The organism is Saprospiraceae bacterium, assembly GCA_016717265.1.
Taxonomy (GTDB): domain Bacteria; phylum Bacteroidota; class Bacteroidia; order Chitinophagales; family Saprospiraceae; genus Vicinibacter.
On the sequence record JADKFX010000001.1, the window covers coordinates 3,629,184 to 3,651,396 of the forward strand.

At 35.0% G+C, this 22,213-nt stretch carries 8 protein-coding genes; all 8 read right to left on the bottom strand.

Going from position 1 to position 22,213, the window contains the following annotated elements; genetic code table 11:
* Positions 1 to 315 precede the first annotated feature (315 nt).
* A complete protein-coding gene (locus tag IPO86_14295; GenBank protein ID MBK9729274.1) occupies positions 316 to 1,593 on the bottom strand; it encodes a T9SS type A sorting domain-containing protein in 1,278 nt (425 codons plus the stop codon).
* Positions 1,594 to 1,653: 60 nt separating this feature from the next.
* Entirely contained in the window at positions 1,654 to 2,202 is a 549-nt protein-coding gene (gene def / locus IPO86_14300) for a peptide deformylase (GenBank protein MBK9729275.1), read from the bottom strand.
* Between the two features lie 6 nt (positions 2,203 to 2,208).
* Positions 2,209 to 2,619, bottom strand: a complete 411-nt coding sequence (ruvX, locus tag IPO86_14305; GenBank protein MBK9729276.1) for a Holliday junction resolvase RuvX — start codon at positions 2,617 to 2,619, stop codon at positions 2,209 to 2,211.
* Between the two features lie 132 nt (positions 2,620 to 2,751).
* Positions 2,752 to 6,840, bottom strand: coding sequence for a T9SS type A sorting domain-containing protein (locus IPO86_14310; protein MBK9729277.1), 4,089 nt, complete (start codon positions 6,838 to 6,840; stop codon positions 2,752 to 2,754).
* A 471-nt stretch (positions 6,841 to 7,311) separates the two neighbouring features.
* Positions 7,312 to 11,031, bottom strand: a complete 3,720-nt coding sequence (locus IPO86_14315; GenBank protein MBK9729278.1) for a T9SS type A sorting domain-containing protein — start codon at positions 11,029 to 11,031, stop codon at positions 7,312 to 7,314.
* 99 nt (positions 11,032 to 11,130) lie between these two features.
* Complete coding sequence (locus tag IPO86_14320) at positions 11,131 to 14,133, bottom strand: hypothetical protein (protein MBK9729279.1); 3,003 nt, start codon at positions 14,131 to 14,133, stop codon at positions 11,131 to 11,133.
* Positions 14,134 to 14,906: 773 nt separating this feature from the next.
* Positions 14,907 to 21,323, bottom strand: coding sequence for an HYR domain-containing protein (locus IPO86_14325; protein MBK9729280.1), 6,417 nt, complete (start codon positions 21,321 to 21,323; stop codon positions 14,907 to 14,909).
* Between the two features lie 90 nt (positions 21,324 to 21,413).
* Positions 21,414 to 21,851, bottom strand: coding sequence for a hypothetical protein (locus IPO86_14330; GenBank protein ID MBK9729281.1), 438 nt, complete (start codon positions 21,849 to 21,851; stop codon positions 21,414 to 21,416).
* Between the last annotated feature and the right edge of the window lie 362 nt (positions 21,852 to 22,213).

Sequence of the window (22,213 nt, forward strand, 5' to 3'; positions counted from 1 at the left end):
CATGATCAGGCTTGTCAGCATTCAAACAAACCCATCTTCAAAATCTTTTTCATTGCTCCTTTTATATACAATTTGCTTATTCGTATTATACTAATCAGACATTCCACTGAAATCAGACATTCCACTGAGCCGAAATTAAAATTAATAATTTCATTAAAAATCACCGGACTTTAAATTATCAATGTATCAAAAAGAGCATTGAAGTATCCTAAACAAATGCTCTCCTTAGATTGATAAGGCTTAAATCCTGTATGGTAATAGAATAGTCCAGCGGACTTAAAAAGTAAAGGGAATTCAAAAAAAATAAATCAAAATCTATTTTTGAATTTTAACAAATCGCTTATAACCGATTTGATCTTTATTTTGCACAGATAAGATATATGCTCCTGCTTGTAAGCCTTCCAGGTCTATTGATTTTTGTTTTTTATGGATCAACACTTTTCCATAAAAATCCATCACTTTAATTTCATCAATAGGATCCTTTGTAATTATTTTAAACTTTGAAACGATAGGATTTGGACTTAATTCGAATTGCAATGATTCTAATTGCTTTGTTGAAACTGAACTTGCATTGACAAAAACAAAATATCCCGGGCTCACCCCTGCAGTAAAAACATACTTTTCATCTAAATTAGAATCATAAACATTGACTCTACCGAAACTTTTAAAATCTGTTTCAGCAGCACATATCAAGTTAGATTTTGAATCATAACTCATGCCATAAAAACTTTTACCAATATTTTTATAAAAAGCAGATTGTTTTGTATTTAGTTGAAATAAACCAAGGTCCTCTTTTCCGATTTCCTGATACAAAACAGACTCCCCTACGAGCGTTGATGTGCCACATAAAGAACTCACGTTGGTCAGATTATAATTATCGATTTGATTACTATTTAAATCTATCAAAGAAATTGAACTTCCGGTAAAATCTTTATTATTTAAACTAATCAATTGATCCTTAACCAACATTAAGTTTTCAGGATTTTTTCCTTCCGGTCCTAATTCTAAAATTGCTTCTAATTTCAATGTCGTTAAATTCAACTTTACAATTTTACCAACTTCTTTTCCAAAATCAAAACCATTATTAATTGCAATAAATGCATTATCATCCTTTACGATTATATTTTCAGCAGTATACGGTAAAACTTGATAGGGTACTTCGTAAATTAAATCAAATGTATGCTTATTATAGATTTGTATGTAAGCTGAAAGTTGCTTTAAATATTCACCTCGTGTAACAATGAGGAAGTCTTTATAACAAGCTAATTTTCTCACTCCTTCCAGGGTAAAGGATCTCAATTTTTGGTGCGATAATAAATCATACACAACTATTTCTTTGTCTGCAGCTACCCAATAACTTGATCCATCTTGAATTATATCCGAAGCAAAACGCGCACCAGCTACTTCGTTTAATTTTGTATAAATTCTGCTATTAATATCAAAATTTCCAATAGAAACAGGTTCAATAATGGTGTTTTTAGTATAATCAAAAGCACCTTCATTTAAAACTAAAATTTTAGTTAATTGTGCATTAATTAGAGAATTATATATTAAAATATAAAATAATATAAATACTATTTGTTTGCTTCGCATAGGTTTCAATTTTAGTCAAAAATAAACAAATAAATGAATTCATAGTGGTTGCTGATCCAATTATAACTTAACAGGATAAGCGGCATCTACAATTCCTTTGCGTATTTTATCCAATTTTTTCTGTAATATTTGACGCCTCACAGGCTTAATTTTATCAATAAATAAAATACCTTCAATATGGTCATATTCATGTTGAATAATTCTTGCATTCATTTCGTCATAAACTTCGATATGTTTTTTAAACTGTTCATCCAGATATTGGATTTTGACATGTGTTGTTCGTTCTACTTCTGCATTAATTTTAGGGATACTTAGGCAACCTTCTTCAAATGGCCACTCAGGGCCGGTCTCTTCTAAAATAGTAGCATTAATAAATACTTTTCTAATGCCTTTGTGAATTGATTTTTTTTCATAATAAGGAATTGAATCCACCACAAATAAACGAATCGGTAAACCAATTTGCGGAGCTGCCAAGCCTACACCTTTTGCAAAATTCATAGTATCCCACATATTCACAATCAATTCTTGCAAATTTGGATACTCTATTGGAATATCCCGAGCTTTCGTCTTTAAAATTGAATTACCGTATAAAATAATTGGAAGTACCATAATGAATTAAATATGACCTAGATATCGTTGTAATATTACGACTGCACTCATTTTATCGATAAGTGCTTTGTCTTGTCTTTGTTTTTTTCTAACGCCCGCTTGCACTAAAATTCTGCTTGCTTCAACTGAACTTTTCTTTTCATCATAATATTGGAATTCCATTTCATTCAACTTAGCAGCCATGCGTTCTTTAAATAAAATAATATTTGGTGTAATTGAATTTTCAGCTTGGTCTTTTTGAAAAGGATATCCAATAATTATTTTCTCAACAGGATTCTCAGCACAATACATTTGAATAAACGTTTCTAGATCTTTGGTCTCCACGGTAGTCAATCCATTTACAATAATCTGCAAAGGATCTGTTACCGCAATACCACATCTCTTTAAACCAAAATCAATAGAAAGTATTCTCGCCAAATTTTAAAATTGTCACACAAAGATATTGAATAGATGGATCTACTATCAAAAAAAAGACCCCCTTCGCAACGTTTGCGAAGAGGGGTCCCATCCCAAAAACAGTAAACTCTTTAGAACAAAACGAATTTAGCCTTACTTAATGACAATCATTCTCTTAGTAGCTGTGAATCCTGCCGCATCAATCTGATAGAAGAGTACGCCAGTGACTCCCAACTGAGCATTTTGAATCTCAATACTATTGTATCCTTTCACTGCAGCAATTTCAGACTTGTATAAGACCTTGCTATTAAGGTCATAGATAGTCAACGTTGTAGCAGCAGGCTGTAATAATTCGAAACCTATTACAGTAAGATCAGAGAATGGATTGGGTTGATTTTGGTACAGAATTAATCCTGAATTGTTTTCAACAATTCCGTTATCCGTTCTGAAACCAAGTTTAATATCTCTCTCCTCAGCATCCGTCGTAAATGCTTGAGCAGGAGTAATTATTGAATTTAATTGTAGTATATTTGATATTTGACCTTGCGAAAGAGCCTTGAATTTAAGCGTGAATAATGCTTCACTTTCAAGAATGTCGATATTCTTATTTGTATTCCAGCTAAAGCTAATATAGCCATCACTTGTCCTGATGAGACCTAAATTCTCAGGAGTAATGTTGGATTTTCCAGCTTCAACACCTTCAAATACCAATCTACTTGGATCAAATTTCAAGGTAAACTGATATCCCGCTAATTGTGTACTTTTCTCTAAGAACACAGGGATGGCTACCAATTCATCTTTTGCAAACTCTTTTTCATCAGCAATAAATAGGATTTCATCATTTCCATTTCTTGATGTTGCAGTATGAAGTCCTGCTGATGCATTTCCTGATACATCTCCTATTTTCACGCCTTTAAAGTCTACTCCATTTACATCATTATTAAATGGATTTACATTAAAGGTTCTTGGGTAATTTTCATCTAAAACTTCGACATCTGTTTTAATAAACTGATACGTTGCATCTATAAACGCCCAACTCTCATTATTTGAAAATTTGTCGACGATACCTAATATCAATCTTCTTAAATCACTAATATCTTTGGATGTGATTTTCTTATCATTATTAACATCCGCTGCAATGATTTTGTATGGGGAACTTAATAATTCCAATCCTAAAATATGTCTTTGAATTTTTACAATATCTGCAGTCGTAACACCATTTAATGGATCTGAATTTTTACCAGGCTTAATCGTGTAATTTCCACTATTAAAAGGCATATTTCCAAATGCATATTTACCATCGGCAATGGTTTTAATCGTAGACATGATTTGCTTTGTAGGCGTAGCATTGTCTGTCAATAAAACATCTACATCATTCATGGTATTGTTGTCCACATTATTAGACACTAATCCATTAATCGTTCCGGTATTTGTAATCGTTTGACCACATGCTTTATTATTATCCTGAACTTCAACAAAAGTTCTACAGAATGCTTGATTCCCTGTAAGTCTGTCTGTTACCCAAAGTTCAACCGTTTGTTGTCCTAAGGTATTGCAATCAAACATTATAGATTTAATCGTTGTATCACTTGAGAAACTCAATGTAATTGGATTTTTACAAGCACCATAAGACCCTTGATCTACATCACTTGCCCAAACTTCAATCATACCCCAATCAATTTTACCATCGCGATTTGTATCGATTGGCATTAAATCGATTGCAACTCCATTTATACAATAAGGTGTTGGAAGTTTACAGTTTATAATGGTAAATAATCTTTCTATTGCAGTTTTATTTCCGCAACGATCTTCAAATACATATTTAATTCTATGCGTACCTAATGGATATCTACCATCTGCGTTTATTGTTGGACCTACACCACTGCGAATGATATCATAAATACCATTGTTATTATAATCTATTAAATACTCCCATGCTAATTCAATTCCAGGTGTACAGATATCACTACCTGTTGCACGCAGACTAATAAATCCGGAAGTACAAGAATCTAATGTACAAACAGTTGTATCGGTTGTTGGTATTGGATTAACCGTTGGATCATCTAAATTATGTATTTTTATAATTTGCTCATGGGTTCTAAATTCATAATGAGCACCTGTGCCATTATAATATACCTGACACCAATCTAATGCCTTCCATTTACGTATGATTTTATAACAAGCATCACCACCTTGAACAATTCTGAAAAGATGATCTTCCGAACTTAAGCCGACCAAATCACACTTGTCTTCATTACGTAAAATAGGTTTGCTATTTAATTTTTCAGGTGTCAATTCATTTGGATCCAAACACATATATAATACAGTGTCTCTTGGCCACCAGATAGAATCAAAATTATAAGGACTATAATTATGGAAATAAATTACTTGCCTACAAGTATCCGATCCATTATTATCTGCTACAACCCAAGTTCTTACAATGGTACCCACGTTACATTGTGTTCTGTTATCAACAAATGAATGCGTAATTGTAAAATCACAATTGTCATGTGCAAATCCATCATGGAAGTTGACAACTTCTTGCAATCCTTTATTTCCAATAAATTTAATAGTTCGCTTATTATTGAATAATGCTGAATCTTTTTGCATCACTCCAAAAACGGACAAATCATTAATATTAAAATGGAAATCACAGGAAACCGTTAAATCAATGGGTGCTGTACAAACTGGCTTTAATTTATCTTGTACTTCAATCTGTACCATACAATCATTGAAATTGCCATGTTTGTCTTTTGCGCGGAAAATAACTGTGATTGTTTTACCAACATCTGCACAACAGAATTCTGCATACGGTCTAAACCATGAAATTTTTTGGCCACATGGCGCACCATTATCCATTCTTCTTACAAGGAATGAGTCGATATGGCAATCGTCATAAGATCCATCATCAAAAGTTTTTGCATACACATGTGTTGTACCATATATAGATAAGGATACGACCGTTTCCCGATCACAAATTGCAACCGGAGCTGTTCTATCCAATACATGAACAGTCATTGTTGATGTACTTGAATTGTAACAGTTATCATATGCACGATATTCTATTACATTATCACCTACTGGCAATATAACAACACCTCCATTTTTATTTGTAAGGATTCCACCAGGATAGGATACATCAACACGTACAGGTCCTCCACAACTATCAAAAACAATAGCCGGTGGAAGTACAACAGTCGCCTGACATTTATAACCACCATCTGTTGTTGCATCAAAATCATAAGGAGCATGTACATAAGGAGCTTCTCTATCTACGATTTCAAGAATCTGGATGCATACTCTTACAATTTCAGTATTACACCACCATTCCCGGATCGTCCACATACGCATATATTTGTGAACACATCCGATAATTCCTAAATCAATATCTTCATAGTTAACCGCAATATTGCAATAAATATCACGTACTGGATAAAGATCAATAGTGACCGGATTTCCACCTACTAAATCAGTATATCTTGGAACACCGGTATAACTTGGGCTGGGATGGCCATTCTTATCAAGTGGGATCCGATTGTAATAAATATCTTTACAACTAATCGGACAATTATTAGCTATTGTATAATTTTTTGGACATTCTACTTTGGACGTATCAAAACGTTTTAATAAAGTAGTATCAGCACAGATTGCAGATTTATTACCATGAATATCATAGGCAATGTATTTTCTAACAATTTGTTTGATATAATTTGGATTACAATTCAGTGGTTGGATAATTTCATCCACTAATAATACGGTATCTAAACCGCATCCATCAAATGCTTCTGGAATCCATTGAGACGCTACAAAACAAGGAATTGTATCCCGTCTGCAAATAATTGTTGGAGGAAGTTTATCTTCTATTTTTGCATATCCCCAACATCTGTTACCAGAAATATTATCTGTAACTTCCACAGTTAATGTTTTTCCAACATAGATACCTGTAACAACAGGTGATCCTGGAATAAGCTTATTATACTCAAGGACACGAACACTAAATTGTCCATTTGGACAGGTCGTAATCGTATCATTAAGCATCATTGAAGGTGTGATCGTAGCTACACAAAACGAATCCAATGAAACTTGAATGGTTCCATTGCAAGCCAGCGAACACTGAGCATTGATTGAACTGGTTTGAAATGAAAATACCAGCCACATAAGGCAGACAGAAAAAGCATGGCTAAAGCCAAGATTCAAATTTTTTAATCTGCGGATTTCAAACGTAAAGTTCGTTTTCTCCATGAGATCCTCTATTTAATTGTTAAAAAATGAGTAAATACATATCGTTTAATTCTGAACCACTACTGGTCAGAACGGTAATCCAAAATGGACGACTGTATCCTGAGAGAATCTCGGAATTGTTAGGTTAAAAAAGCCCGGATAGTCTTAGGAACAGACTAGAGGGTCTAATATCATTTGGTTGTAAAAAAACTAGGTGCTAAAACGAATGTTTTATAGAGAGGAACTTATCATTTTGGGTTGGGAAAGCGTACTTCCACCACAAAGGTAGAAAACATATTCAAACTTCCAACTATTTGTTAATTATTTTTTTTCAACGATTTACAAATAGCATTAAGTCGTAATACATTGCAAAGGTAAATTTTGAATATATATTAAATATACCTTTAATATGTGATATTTCAAATAATGTATTTTTATAATATTTAAAATACTGTAGCACAATATTTTACATATTGTGCTACAGTAAATTTATTATTCTGCTTTTACAACTTTTCCATAATATGTTTTATCACCTAATTTAAAATGATATATATAGCTGCCTGGATTCATTGATGTAGTACCATCTATTTGTACTGTATTGTTACCTTTTAAGATTCTTTGATTTCTATTAATGATTACTTTACCTGTTAAATCAAATAAAGTAAAATAGGCCTCTTCATCAACATTTGAAACAAAATTTAGATACACTCTTTCCCGAAATGGATTTGGATCTACATTCCAATTACTTAATTCTGGTATTAGTGTTTCAATTTGTTTATAGGTAAATAATGCTGTCAATGGAACATCTAAGTTTAAGTAAATTTCATTTCGAATTGCAAATGATGGTTTTAGAATCGCAGACACCTTATTATTCTTAGTAGCCCGAAACAAGAATTTAAGGAGCTTCCCCTGAGGTTCCACATGAACGGAAGCCTGATCTATAAGTAATGAAATATTAATTATCCCTTCCGAATTGGTATATTCATCTTGAACAAGCGGCCTGCCATTTTCATTATTTAGATATTCCGTTATTTGGAAAAGCTCTACAGAACTATTGTCTAACTCAAAGCTTAACTGCATTCCCTGAATATCACTTTCCTTTTGTAGCTTCAAATCAACTGAAAAGATTTCTCCTTTTAGAAATTCCTTCTCTTCTATAATGATTTCTGCTTTCCTTAATCTGTCTTCCAGTGAACGAATATTATTTATGGAACTCACATCCCCAACTTTAATGGCATCAAAATCAATCTTTGCATTTTGCCAATTGCCATTTAATTGAACGTTTTCTTCAATTTGCGATTCCAAAGGATATTCCGTTTTCAAGAACTTAAAGTTTTTCTTGATAAAACGCCAGGATTCATTACCAGGTACACTTGCAACTTTACCAATGATTAATCTTCGAAGCCAGGTGATGTCTGCCGCGCTAATTCTACCATTCTTATCAACATCTGCTGCCACCCATTCAAATGGATGTGTAAACGATTCAATTCCCAAAATATGTCTCTGTATTTTTACGATATCCAATGTGGTAATTCCCTCTAACCAATTCTTATTGTAGGATGGCGATATGGTATATAATTTATTTGTTATAATATCATTAAAAAGATATTCACCATTCAGATCTGATAAAATAGTTTTATTCCATCCGTTCAAAGCTACTTCAACTCCTTCCATTGGGGTGTGATCATTGATTCGTATCAAACCATTTACATCGCCTATTCGAATGGCCGTCGTACAATAAAAATTTGGATCGAATACATGAACCCTTGCGATACAACTTCCAATATTTCCGGATGAATCTTTTACGAAAATAGTAAAATCAAAAGTATCTGGAATTGAACTTAAATCAGCGCAGGTTATTATCCGAACTGAATCATTAAAATTACTACTCGAAAACGCAATTTTCAAATTATCTGAAATAGTACAATTATCAGAATAACTCACTAATAATGATCTGGCAGTAAATTGTAAAGAATCATTCATTAGCATATCTACAAAAATAATATCGCAGGTTGCTCGAGGGCTTTCTTGATCTCGTACAATGATCGTTGTAGTGTCTCTTATCAAACCACAGGAATCCTTTGCCGTAAAAATAACTTTTGTAGTACCTAGTGGATAAACTCCACTTGCATTGGCTCCACCGCCATTAAATGAATTTGTGATGCTTGTAAATCTACCGCATCCTGTTAAAGTTGCAGCTAGTAACTTAACGAATCTTGCACAAGAATCACTTCCATTTGCAACCGTGGTATCCCGAGGACCTGTAAGTTTAGATCTTTTTAAACTTATACGAATAATTACCTGGGTATCTTTCACAGTTTGGTGTGAACACGCTGAATATGCCGACCAGATCCGATCTACTATTTCGCAACTATCCAGTGTAAATCGCACTGGGCGGTCTATAAATGTAAAATAAACACTGCCACAGGTATCTCTTGGATTTGAAGGAATACTTCTTAAATCATCTGGCTGATATCCTATGCACTCAGGAATCGAAGTATCCCGAGTCCAAATTATATGTAATGGATTAAAAATATAGGAATTAAAAATAGTTATTCTTTGCTTACAGGTACTATCAATAGAACCATCTGGATATTGCAAATAAAAGGAACGTTTTATAATTCCATTCTTGCAACTATCTACGCCAAGACTATCTATATAAGTTCCTTGTATAAAATCCTGGCAAGCAGTAATTGCTGAATAATTACCAGTTACATCCGTATCAAAATAATCACGCGCACAGGAAACTGTAATATTCGCTGGGCATACTGGTGCTGCTATTGGATTCTTATCTTGAACATATACTTCAATCATACAAAAGTTCATGTTCCCACTACAGTCGGTAGCTTTCAAAACAATCATGATAGTATCCCGAATATCTTCACAACAAAATTGAATTCTATCTCTAAAAAAAGTATCCTGTGGTCTTCCACATGAAAAATTCATTCTCCTTACTAAAATCGTATCAATACAACAGTTGTCCGAGATCAAACCTCTGGCTGCAACTTGCTCTGCAGTCAATATCACATGGCCAGCAGGATCTAAGGATACCACTAATGCCGGCGGACAAACTAAAGATGGGGTGATCTTATCTTTAACCCAAACCAATGAAGTACAGGTATCTGAATTACCACAAGGATCAATGGCTATATAATTTAAGGTGTGTTTCCCTGTATCCAAGGCTACAATTTGCCCTGGTCTTAATAAAAAGCTGCTGTCAACGCGCACAACATAAATTAATAAAAAGGAAGGACTACATGCATCGGTTGCATACACATTTGGAATTGTATAATTTACTTTACAACTATTATATGCAGAAAATAAAATGGTGTCCCGTGGACAACTAATATCAGGTCTTGTGGTATCCGAAACTAATATTTCCTGTGTTGAGGATCGCATTACCATGGTACACCAATCAATAACGGTCCATAATCTTCTGAGCTTAAGCATACCTCCACACACTATGATAGAGTCATCAACATGCGTAGAAAGCAAATTACATAAATGGCTTACTGTATCTCCATAAAGTGTTGGTACCCCTGTATGTGAAAAATCCGGATTTGGGCAATATACTGTATCGTTTGGCGGAAATACGATACTATCCACAGATGATTTTTTAAAATAAATATCCTGTAAACAAGTATTTGTATTTCCATAATCGTCAATAGCTGTCCATTTTAAATGAACAACGGATGAATATCTTGAATTGGTACAATCAAAGAGGCTTAGGCTGAGGTCATAAAATGCACTTACATTCGTATCACAATTGTCTGTAATTACAACGTATGGTGTATAGTCTAAAGTAAATGGATCGTTCGCGCATGAAACGGTATCGGCACGACATAAAATAACAGGTTTCAATTTATCTTCTACTTTTACTGCAGTCCAACACATCATACCATTTGTAATATCGGTAACGGTCGCTGTAAGTGTTTTTCCTATATCCCGACAACTAACCAAATTGGATCCTGTTTGATTAATTACCACTTTAAAATTACTAAAACTTGGATAGCTTCCAACCAAACACATACTTGGTGTAACGATTCCGTTTCCAGTAGAATCAAGTGATATTTGAATACTTCCCATGCAATTTAACTGCAGGATCTCTGAAGATTCAGGATTCACATTGCTTATTCCGTCTGGTGAAGGCCAATCCTCTGGAATGGCCTTCAATTCAGTACAGAAAAATACTACTAAATAAATTGCAAACATAAACGTTGAATTTATGCTTACAAAGCGTTTTGGGATGGGATTTATTAGCGGAAAATTTTTCATAATTCGAATTGAATGTGAGGAATAATTGTAATTAAATTACTCAGCTATAATTTTATAATATTTTGAAATTATATCATTGTATATGTGCAATAAGAATACACCTTCACTTCCGATTTCAGTTTTGGTTAATGTAATTTCTGAAATTCCTAGTGGAGCATTTATGGTCTTCGTTAAAGTCTTCTTACCATCCAATGAAAATAAATCCAACTTCATACTATTCTCTTTTGTAAGATGAAGTCGGATGCTTAAGTTTTCATTGAAAGGATTTGGAAATAGTTCTATAATATCTTGTTGATTTGTATTTTCAAAACCAAATGGTTCTATTCCTTGAATAGAAAAAACTTCGCTTTGCTGATAACATTCATTTATGAAAGAATTTCCAAGATATAAATACGGATTGCAATTTTTATCTATCGTTTCAATTGGAATTCTAAGGATTGCAGTTTCCATTCCATTTAATAAAATGTCAGACTCCGCATATGAAACAATCAACTTATTGCCTTCAACTTTATAGTTCGATTCATTCCATCCAGGCAAGTCGCTTTCTATTCTATCACTTGATTTAAAGCAAAATCCTTTATGTAAAAACTCGAATTGAAAACCATTAAACAATCCTGATTGATTCATGTATACTTCCAAATATGCATTCTTTACCTGATAAAAAAGAATGGCTGTTTTTTGCATAGGAAGCTGTATATTATTAGCAGTAAAGCTATTGTTTACATCTCCTAATTTAATTGCTGTAAAGTTTGCTGGAGGTGTATTTGCTTTCGTTTCAAGATTAAATTTTTCTGCATTTACCAATTCTGCATATGGATCCTCAGGATATTGAAATACATAATTATTGTTTAAAAACAAATAACTTTGATGCGAAGGAAATTCCGTCATCTTTCCTAAAATCAGGTTTCGAATCAAAACAACATCTTTCGTTGTTATTTTTTGACTTTTATCAACATCCGCTGCTAACAATTCATGTGCATTTCTTAATAAGTCAATGCCAAGAATATGTCTTTGAATTTTAATTATATCAGCAGTAGTAATTCCTGCTGTAAAATTTTGATTACAACTAGAACTCAATTGAATAAACTTATTTTGAGGAATTGAATTGAAACGAAATTGCCCATCTTTATCTGTCATGGTTTGTACTAATTTCGTATCATATTGCAAACTAACTTCAGCATCTTTTATCATCTGCTGATTTTTTGTTTGGATTTGACCTAAAACTTGTACACCCTGAAGTGTTGTTGGACATAAATTATGGACATCATCAATTGTTATAAACGTGATCACTTCACTAGAATTTCCTTCTAAATCCCAGACTACTAAATGAATGTCTCTTTTACCTAAGCTATCGCAATTGAATATGCGAAGGGTATCATTTACATCCGCTGAAAATGAAAATCTCAATTGCGAAGCAGGGGTACAATTATCTGAGCTTTTAATATCAAACACTTTTGCGTGAATTGAAACCATCGGTCCTGCAGGCATTAAACTTAGGCTACTTGACAAACCATAAATTGCATTTGCATTTGGAGATTTTGAATCTATTATTTCTATATTTATAATTAATATACCGGTATTATGACAAGAATCATTTGCAAAAAATGAAATCGTATGGGATCCTATGGGAAATAAACCACTTGCATTTTTTCCGATGGAAGATCGATCGATGTCGCCATCATTGTAAAAATCAATTTCATAACGTATGGTGATATTACTAATTGAACCGCAATCACTAGCACTGATATCAGGCAAAATAATATTACCAGCTAAGCAATCTGGTGTTTGAATTCCAATAACAGTATCTCTTAAACCTGAAAGTACAGGAGCTACAGTATCCATTATTTTTATTTCCTGGATATAGGAATAATATGCATTCTCTGGAACCCGCGGATTTGGGCTGTAATTTTTGTTGTACTTACAATAATCGATTACTTCCCAGTATCTTAGTATTTTGGCACATACTCCACCTCTATCAAAATTATATTTTTCATCCCGTTTTGCTATGAGTACGTTCGCACAACCGTCTTCTTTAATTTCTGGTATTCCTGCATTTATAGTATCGGGATCAATTCGACATGCGAAAACAATTTTATGCGTTGGCCATTTTAATTGATTTGGATCTAAACCGTTAAATGTATTGACCCTATTTACGGTAATAATTTGTGTACAGGAACTTGTTTGACCGTATCTGTCGAATGCTATAAAAGTTCTTCGAATGGAACCAGAACCACAGGCATCCAAATTATGGTCTACTAAGGTATCAACATTTACTAATGAGCAGTTATCGATAATAACAGGGCCCATATTTAATAGCACACTATCCAAATCCGCACCACAATTCACGGTTACATCATAAGGACAGGTGATATCAGGAGCAATTTTATCTCTTACAATTGCCTGAATCATACAATCCACATAATGACCCCGATGCAAAGAATCATTTACAATTCCATTTCCAGGATATACATCATAAACCCGAAGTATAACACGTATGAAATTTGAATCTACATCACTGCAACAAAATCGGATATTGTCATCAAATGCATTGGAAGGATTCACCGGATTATCACAAGTATGTGGGGAAACGGCAAACATCCGTTTTATCTTAAAATAGACATGGCCACAATTGTCTGAAGCTCCACCATCAAAAATAGTTGCAGGTACATCTGCAAATCCATTACTTGGAAGATTAATTGTTTGCTGCGGTGCACAAACTAAATTCGGCACTAAAGCGTCATACACAGTCACAATCGTTGAATCTATTCCTGTCATACCACAGACATCGGTCACCATATAAATGACCTTATAGACTCCTGTAGTAAAATACATTAAACCACCATTGGTGCTTAAACCAGTAAAAATACTTGTAGTTGAAAATCTCAGAATTCCGGCACATTGGCCAGAAAATATTGCAGGTGGTAAAATGAAACTTGTATCACAAATTGTGGGCCTCTTGATATTAATTGTAATATCCGGCGGAGCTGTGACTTGAATAGCCATTGTTGAGTTTGCTCCATGTGCACCGGAACTGTCCATGTAAAGAAATAGAATTACAAGGACAGTTCTGATGGATGAAAAATTAAAATGATTTTGCCAAATTCTGTCTAAAGAGTTTATGGTGCACATATATCGTGAGTTTGCTAAATTCAATTTTTAGCTGCGTATAGCACTAATACTTACTACAGCAGTAAGTATTCACTCCTTAATTATTCTGATTGAAAAATGGTTTCTCAAAAATTCAGTCAGTACAATTCATTCTATAAATGTGAATCAACACATTCATGATGATATTAAATGTAAATGTTGAGGCAAAGACCTCTTTGTGCAAGTCTGGCAGGATGAATACCTGATTACTGAAAATGGGATAAAATTTTGCTGCTTTGGGGTGGGACTCCTATGGATGAATATAAATCAGGATTTTTATCCTAATTCATATTGCAAAAATATGTAATGTTTATTACATTAATATACAATACGTTATAGTATTTTTAATATTTTTATTTCATATATATAACCATGGTAACTGAATGCCTTAAAAGAGAGGGGTTTATAAAGATCGGGCTGAAAGTTCATAACATTCTAATGCTTCATTAAAAATCAAGATTCCTATGAAGGCTTTATGAATTCGAATTTCAGATTTCATAGCTTATATGAAATACTGAATGGGCAATGGATTTAGGACAAAAAAAAAGCCCCCTCCCGATCACTCGAGAAGAGGCCATCCCAAAAACCGATTTAACTTTTTCTCAATTGACGACTTATAATTCGTCTAACTAAGAGAACTCTTTGGGAAGAGAAGCAATAATCGACTAGTCGATTACTACCATTCTCTTAGTTGCTGTATGGTCTGCGGCATCTAATTGATAGTATAATACGCCTCCTGCATTCAATTCAGCTTTCTGAACTTTTACAGTGTTCAAGCCTTTTACGCCTGTTAACTCATATACTCTCAATACTTTACCGGTTACGTCATAGATACTCAATTTAGCATTTCCTGCTTCTGGTAATCTATAGCTGATTGTAGTTTCTTTTGCAAATGGATTTGGTGTATTTTGATACAACTCAAAGATTCCACTTTCTACAACGCCTCTTTCTGTACGTACTCCTAAGCTGATGTCTTTTGTATTCAATTGTGCATCATATGCTTCTGCTGCTGTTACATCTCCAGTGATTGCGATTAAGCTACCAATGTTGCTGTTACTGTTTGCGCGGAATACTACTGTAAATAACGTTGCTTCTGATTCTACACTCTGTGCTACTTTGCTATTCCAGCTTGTAGTTAAAATGCCATTTCCTACTTGGTTTGTTCCAAAGTTTGACTCATCAACATTTAAAGATCCTGCTTCAATTCCTTCGAATGTCAATGCTTGACGATCAAATTTCATTGTAAACTGGTATCCTGCGATGTTGTTGAAATCACTTGATTTGAATGCTACTTTGTACAATTCTCCGGATACCGTTGTATTGTTATCAATTTCTAAATGTAACTTACCATTGTTACGACTGCTGCTTCCAGCTACATTGTGACCTCTGGCGTCTGTTGTTACATCTCCCATTTTAACAGCTACAAAGTCTTCAAAGAATTTCTCTTCTTTTATTACTGTAACATTCACCTGTCTTGGTGCATTCCATGGACTTGTTGGTGTTGCAAATACATAGTTCTTTGGTACAAATGTCCAAGATTCTGATTTATTGAATTTGCTGCTTACTCCTAAGATTAATTTACGAATCTCAGATACGTCTGCTGCAGTTATGCTAGCACTTGTATTTACGTCTGCTGCGATCAATTTGTATGGAGAATTCAACGTTTCAATTCCTAAGATATGTCTTTGGATTTTAACGATGTCTTTTGTACTTACACCATTTAATGGATCATCATTTCTACTTGGTTTAACACTGTATGTGTTTGGTTTCAAATCTCCAAATAAGTATTCTCCACTATTTGATGTAACCATGTTTTTCATCATACTTGATGAAACTAACAATTGTACATCTGCTAATTCTGTTTGATCATCATTTTCAGTTCTTAAGTTTCCTTCAACTTTACCAACTGATCCTGTATTAGGACAGATATCCTGATTGTCCTGGATGATGATTACGGTTTTACAATAATCTGTATTGCCTTCTTCATCTTGAACCCACATTTGAACATCTACTAATAACTCATCATTTGCACCTGCTGCTACGAAATCATCACAACAGATTGTAATGCTTGTTGCACTCGTATCTCCGTTGAAATAGAATAATAAATCATCAGCATTTGTACAGTTGTCAAAACTTCCTCTGTCTAAATCTTTTGCCCAAACCGTTACACATTTAGAGGCTGGCATTGGAACTGTAATTACTCCTGTCAAACAGTATGGTGTTGGTGCTTTGCAATCCTTCACTTCAAACAATTGACATAAAGTACCTATGTTTCCACATCCGTCTTCTACAAACCAACAGATTTTGTGTATTCCTATTGGATACGTACCACTTGCTTCAAATGGATTGTTTTCATTATCTGCTAATGGATTGTGGTGGAACAATGGTGTTCTTCCTGCTGCATATTCTTTTCTAGTCAATGGACCTACTTTGAAATCATATCCCTGGTGAGTTCCGATTCCATCATTATATAAGTCTATTTTATAGTCATAGAATAACCAATCTAATGGGCTACAGTTGTCTGTTGCATCAGCTACTATGCTGATATGGCCATAGCAAATATTATCCGTTGCATTCTTTACTGCAGGTTCACATGGACCTACTTCAATACTTACAACTGGTTTATCTGTGTCGTGTACTTTTATAATTTGTAAGTACTCCCATCTTCCTTTTACTGGATCGATACTTGGGTCATACTGACACCAGTCAATTACTACCCATTTACGCAATACTTTGAAACATGCATCTGGTTCAATTGTAAAGATCTCATCGAAATATTCGATACTGATCAATGCACATAAATCATCTGCTCCGTTTTCAACTACTGGTCTTCCTAATAATGGATTATCTGGGCTAATGTCTGCTCCACAACCAGCAATTGTTGTTGCTTGTCCTGTGCAATTTCCTGGCCAGGTAATGTCATCATCTGGATCGCAATTATCTGCTCTATTGATATAGAATGGATCACAATCAACTACCCAGATTATCTGAGTTGCTGTTACGCTAATTCCATTTGGTCCTCTTGCAACTACTGTACGTGTAATTTGACCTTGACCGCATTCCCGGTTGTCATTTACACTGATCGTTGGTGTATTTCCGCATGAACTTAAGACATAACCGTCAAAGCCCCATACTAATTCATATTTTCTGTCATAATGTGCTGTATCGAATAAGCTTCTGTAATAGTCACATGCTTTATTCCATGCTGGTGGATTTGATGGTGGTGCGCCTGGTACGAAACCTGGGTAACCTGTGATATCATTTCTCACACAATAGTTATAACATACTAAGTCTGTTGTTTTAACTTTTGCTCTGTTTGATAAGTCTGTTACCACTTTACCAAATGTTGCATCATTAGGATCTACTAATTTGTCAACATCAAACCAGAACCAGCAGCTTACTACGATATTTGGTGGTGCTACAACAGTAGGTACACTCTTATCTTGTACTTCTACTTCAACCATACAATCACTGTAACGATTGAATAAGTTTCCACCAGAGTTCATTCTACTTGGCGCGATTGGACCATTGCCTGGTTCGCGATCAAATACTCTGAACACTACCATTATTGTTTTTCCTACATCTGAACAGCAGAATTTAACATGGTCATCAAAATAGATTTGATTACCATCTAAAATTGCATTATCATCTCCGTTTATGGATGCACAATTTGTTCCATTGTCTGGTTGGTTTGCATTGCTACCATTGTTTGTTCCTCTTAAGTGTTCCATACGGATTACTTTGAAGAATATATGTGGCTGGCAATTGTCAAAACTTCCCTGATCAAATGACTCTGCAAATATTTTTGCAAAATTTTCTCCAGGACTTTGATTTCCATTGATACTTACTACCGTTTTTGCTTCGCATACTGCGATCGGTGGTACGTTATCAAATACGTTTAATGCAATTCTTTTCTTTGTAATATTTCCACAGCAGTCTTCTGCGATTACATAACCGCTTTGTACTCCTATTGGCATATCTACTACTACATATCCACTTGTTTCATTACCTAATACAGTTCCGTCTTCAACTTCTACTGTATAATGTAACTCATTGCTACAATTGTCAACAATCCAGGCTGGTGGTACTTCCCATCTGCCTGTACAAGTCCATACTTCCATGTTTACATTTACAGTATCTGGATATAACACTTTTGGTGCTTCTGCATCTACTACTTTTATGATCTGGTTATGACCGCCTACTTCACTTGTACACCAGTCTAACACAGTCCATTGTCTTAATACTTTATAACAGCCTACCGGACCTGCATCACAACCTGGTTTTGCCAAGTCGATTACGATATCCTGGTATGTTACTCCTAAGTTTCCGCAATTTACGCCACCTGGAAATCCTGTTCCATGCCACATAACTACTTCATCAGGACCCCAACATACTGGATTATTTGGTCTCCAGTTTGGATGTGCTGGATAGTATACTCCATATGGGCTTGGATGACCTGCATATGGACCTGAATCCAAGCAATTCCAACCTAATGTTCTTGGTAAACGCTCACCCGCTAAGTCTCCATTTGGACTTGGTAAAAATCCTCCTGTTGCAAACCAATGTGCAGAGTCTAATAAATAGCCATCTACACAATATGGGAATGCTAAATAATGTGGTGTAACATCTTTATTGTGATCTATTTTCTCATTACAATTTAACATTGGATTCTCAATGTTGTCATAGTTTAATGGAACTACTGCATCTGATAATGAACCTAAGCTCACCATGATGGATTGTACGCAAGTAGCTTTATTATTGTATGCATCGATTGCTGTCCAGGTACGGGTAATGATTCTATCATTTCCTGCTGGGCAACCGCCTTTTGCTACATTGTCTTTAAAGCTAAGGCTATAACCTCCGCAATTCTCAACAACTACTGGAGATCCAGTAAAGTCTGGAGATACTGGTGAATAACATGGTACACAGGTATCTCTTGGACAGGTAATTCTTGGTGGTAATTTATCTTCCACTGTAGCATGTCCCCAACAGCTATTGCCAGTTGCTGGATCCCGTACGGTGATTTTTAATTCCCTTCCAATATCCTGGATTCCTACTTGTATTCCAGGTACGTTTGGTTGACGATCTATGATTGCATTTGTTACCCAATCTCTGATTTCAACGATATAGTCATCATAACATTTGTATGGACCTCCTGATAATACTTCATCAGCACTGATTGTTGCAAAGCAATTCTCATTTAAACTGATTTGGATTTCATCATGACATGCTAAGGCAGTTACTGTATTTGGATATGCATTTACACAAACATCAAACGTACAAGTAGCTCTGTTACCTGCTGCATCTGTTGCCTCATAACATAGTGTAGTACAACCTACTGGGAAGTAACAGCCAGGACCGTATGGTCTACCACAGGTCTGTCTTACTCTTACCATCGTTTCTGCTCCAGCATACATTACGTTTCCTACATATCCGATTGGACGGCAGGTTCCTAAGTTACCAAATACAGTCGCAGTATTACTTGCAATACCACCGGTTATTAAACCTGTATTGATTTGACATATTCCATCTCCAAATGGACGACCTGCATTACAGGATCCAAAGGCTGGTGCAATCATCTCAAATCTTGTTCCTAAAGCTCCTCCTATATATATACCTCTGGTTTCTCCAGCAGATAGTATTAAGTTTGAACTTAAGCCAGATCCGATATTAACTGTAAAGGATCCATCGCATGCATACACCGTATCTCTCGATGGTGTAACTGCTGCTCCTAATAACATGGTATCTAATGCTGGCTGTGTTACCGGTAATGCCCGGATTCCATCAGCCGCAGTAGAAGTTTTTACTAAGGTCCATAATGTCTTTGGTGAAACACCATTACAACCTTGTGTCGCTGGATTACCATTATATCCTGTTAATCCAACTTCCCAACCTGTATTTGGTGTCGTTTTTGCAAATACTGAGAATATACCTGCAGTACTTGTTATACCCGCACAACCCGCTGAAAAGAAACTTGGAAATCCAAGAATCGCCATCGGTCTTGCTGTATTGTTTGTTAAGTTAAATAAAAATCCTGATGGGTTAACAGCATCATATCCACAAAATGTGAATGATGTCTGACATCCAATAGAATTTGCCTGATTCAAAAATGTTGCTGCAGGACAGTTATCCATCGCCATAAACGGTGGTGCATCCCAACTAGCTTCACATTCTCCAGGACCTAAATTGATAATTACTGCTTTCGGACAACCGATAATTACCGGTGGCTCTAAGTCTTGGACTACAATAGGTAATACTGCTCTAACCAATTGACATGTTGATGTTTGGAAAGATCTAAAAACTCTGTAATATGTTCCAGCCATAGCACTAAATGTATCTAAGCCGGCACCCGGAGTCATATTACTATCTATACAAGCTGCAAATGCACCACCAGTTCTAAATTGAAAGGTAGGTAAACATTCACCGAACGTGGTATTACCGCCCCAAGCATGGTCAGGACGAATGTAGTTATTTCCTGCGGCTGTATATAAACCTGGAGCAATTGTGTAAAATTGAGTTACACCATTTCCAGAAGTATATGTTCCAAAAGGTGTATAAGGTCCCCCTGGAGCAGGCGCTATTGAAAGTGTATAAGTATCTCCAAAAGATGCTGTACCTAACTTTGCAATTACTAATTGTATTGCAGGTATAAAAGGCTGGCATAATGGAGATGGTGGCGTTGTTGGTGGCCCTGGAATTGCTAAAGCAACACCTGGAACTGCAGTTGTAGTAATTACTCCACAACCAAAACATGTATTACAACCTTCTCCAAATGAACAACCAGTTTCATCTCTTGGTGTTACTGGACCATTGTTTGACAACTGGATACTTGCACATCCAGGAGTATTCAATGGTGGTTTTGGTACGTTTATTGTTGCTGCGCGGCAAGATCCTGGAGCTAAGCCAACAAAAAGTCTTGGCAAGGTGTCATTTGTATTGACCCCATTAACAACAGTTTCTCCCACAAAGTAGCAAGTACCAGATTGCGGTTGCGCAAAGATACCTGTACTTAAAAATAGAAAGATCAACATCAAGGCGTTGCTTCCTATCTTAAAAGGATTAGTTAAAAAATTTATTTTCATGAGATTTGGTTTTGCTAATTAAATTTAAAAATGAGAATATACAATTAGGTTTAAGAATTCGATCTTTGAACAAGGAATAACCGAGTTCAATTAACGTTTAAATTTTTGTACAATCTCTGAATAAGGTTTATTCCAGCTTTTAGCATAAAAACCTGCAGAATGGGTAGCGGTGCCATCCTGGTCTGAGTGCAATACAGCATACAACTGCGCCAAAATTAATGGCATATCAAATGTAGGCTCAGCTGCATTCATAATTACAAAAGTGTAAGCATCCCAAAGCATCCGAAGGTCTTTATTATTCGGATCTTTTTTGATCGCTTCACTAATGTCAAAGCTTTCTTTTGTTGCAATATCCACACACTCTGCTTTTGATTTGAGTGCAGGTAAAACCGTTTCCGGGGTCGGAACGGAAAGTTGAGCTGATCCATGATTCGCAAAAGCCATGAAGACCAGTAAAAATGAACCGGTAATCAGAGATTTGAGAGAACATGAAACAGTACGGAAAAAGTAAACATTCGTCTTTTTCATGAGAAATAGTTTTGGTTATTAATTAATTTATACTTCGTCTTGATATATAACAACTCTTTAAGACTATGACAACCAATTGATTATCAAAATCTTAAAAAATCAAACACATCCTTTTTTTTCAACAGAGGGAATCGCTTCGTCGGCTTCATCCTTCCTTATTGGGTTTGCTTCAAATATTCTATAATATACCCAACTTGGATAACTCCATCTACGCAAAGATAGACAGATTATTTATTTAGGAAATATTTTTTTAAATATTTTATAAATAAATATATAACTATTTGTTTATCAGTACCGTACACGGAAATTAAATTTTATTTAACTTTTCAATTTTAAGAAAATTCCTTTGAATCTCAGTTTTT

Coding starts and splice junctions, on each gene's coding strand:
- IPO86_14325 (MBK9729280.1), bottom strand. CDS start 21,323: ATGAAAATAAATTTTTTAACTAATCCTTTTAAGATAGGAAGCAACGCC.
- IPO86_14310 (MBK9729277.1), bottom strand. CDS start 6,840: ATGGAGAAAACGAACTTTACGTTTGAAATCCGCAGATTAAAAAATTTG.
- IPO86_14320 (MBK9729279.1), bottom strand. CDS start 14,133: ATGGACAGTTCCGGTGCACATGGAGCAAACTCAACAATGGCTATTCAA.
- IPO86_14315 (MBK9729278.1), bottom strand. CDS start 11,031: ATGTTTGCAATTTATTTAGTAGTATTTTTCTGTACTGAATTGAAGGCC.
- IPO86_14330 (MBK9729281.1), bottom strand. CDS start 21,851: ATGAAAAAGACGAATGTTTACTTTTTCCGTACTGTTTCATGTTCTCTC.
- IPO86_14295 (MBK9729274.1), bottom strand. CDS start 1,593: ATGCGAAGCAAACAAATAGTATTTATATTATTTTATATTTTAATATAT.
- def (MBK9729275.1), bottom strand. CDS start 2,202: ATGGTACTTCCAATTATTTTATACGGTAATTCAATTTTAAAGACGAAA.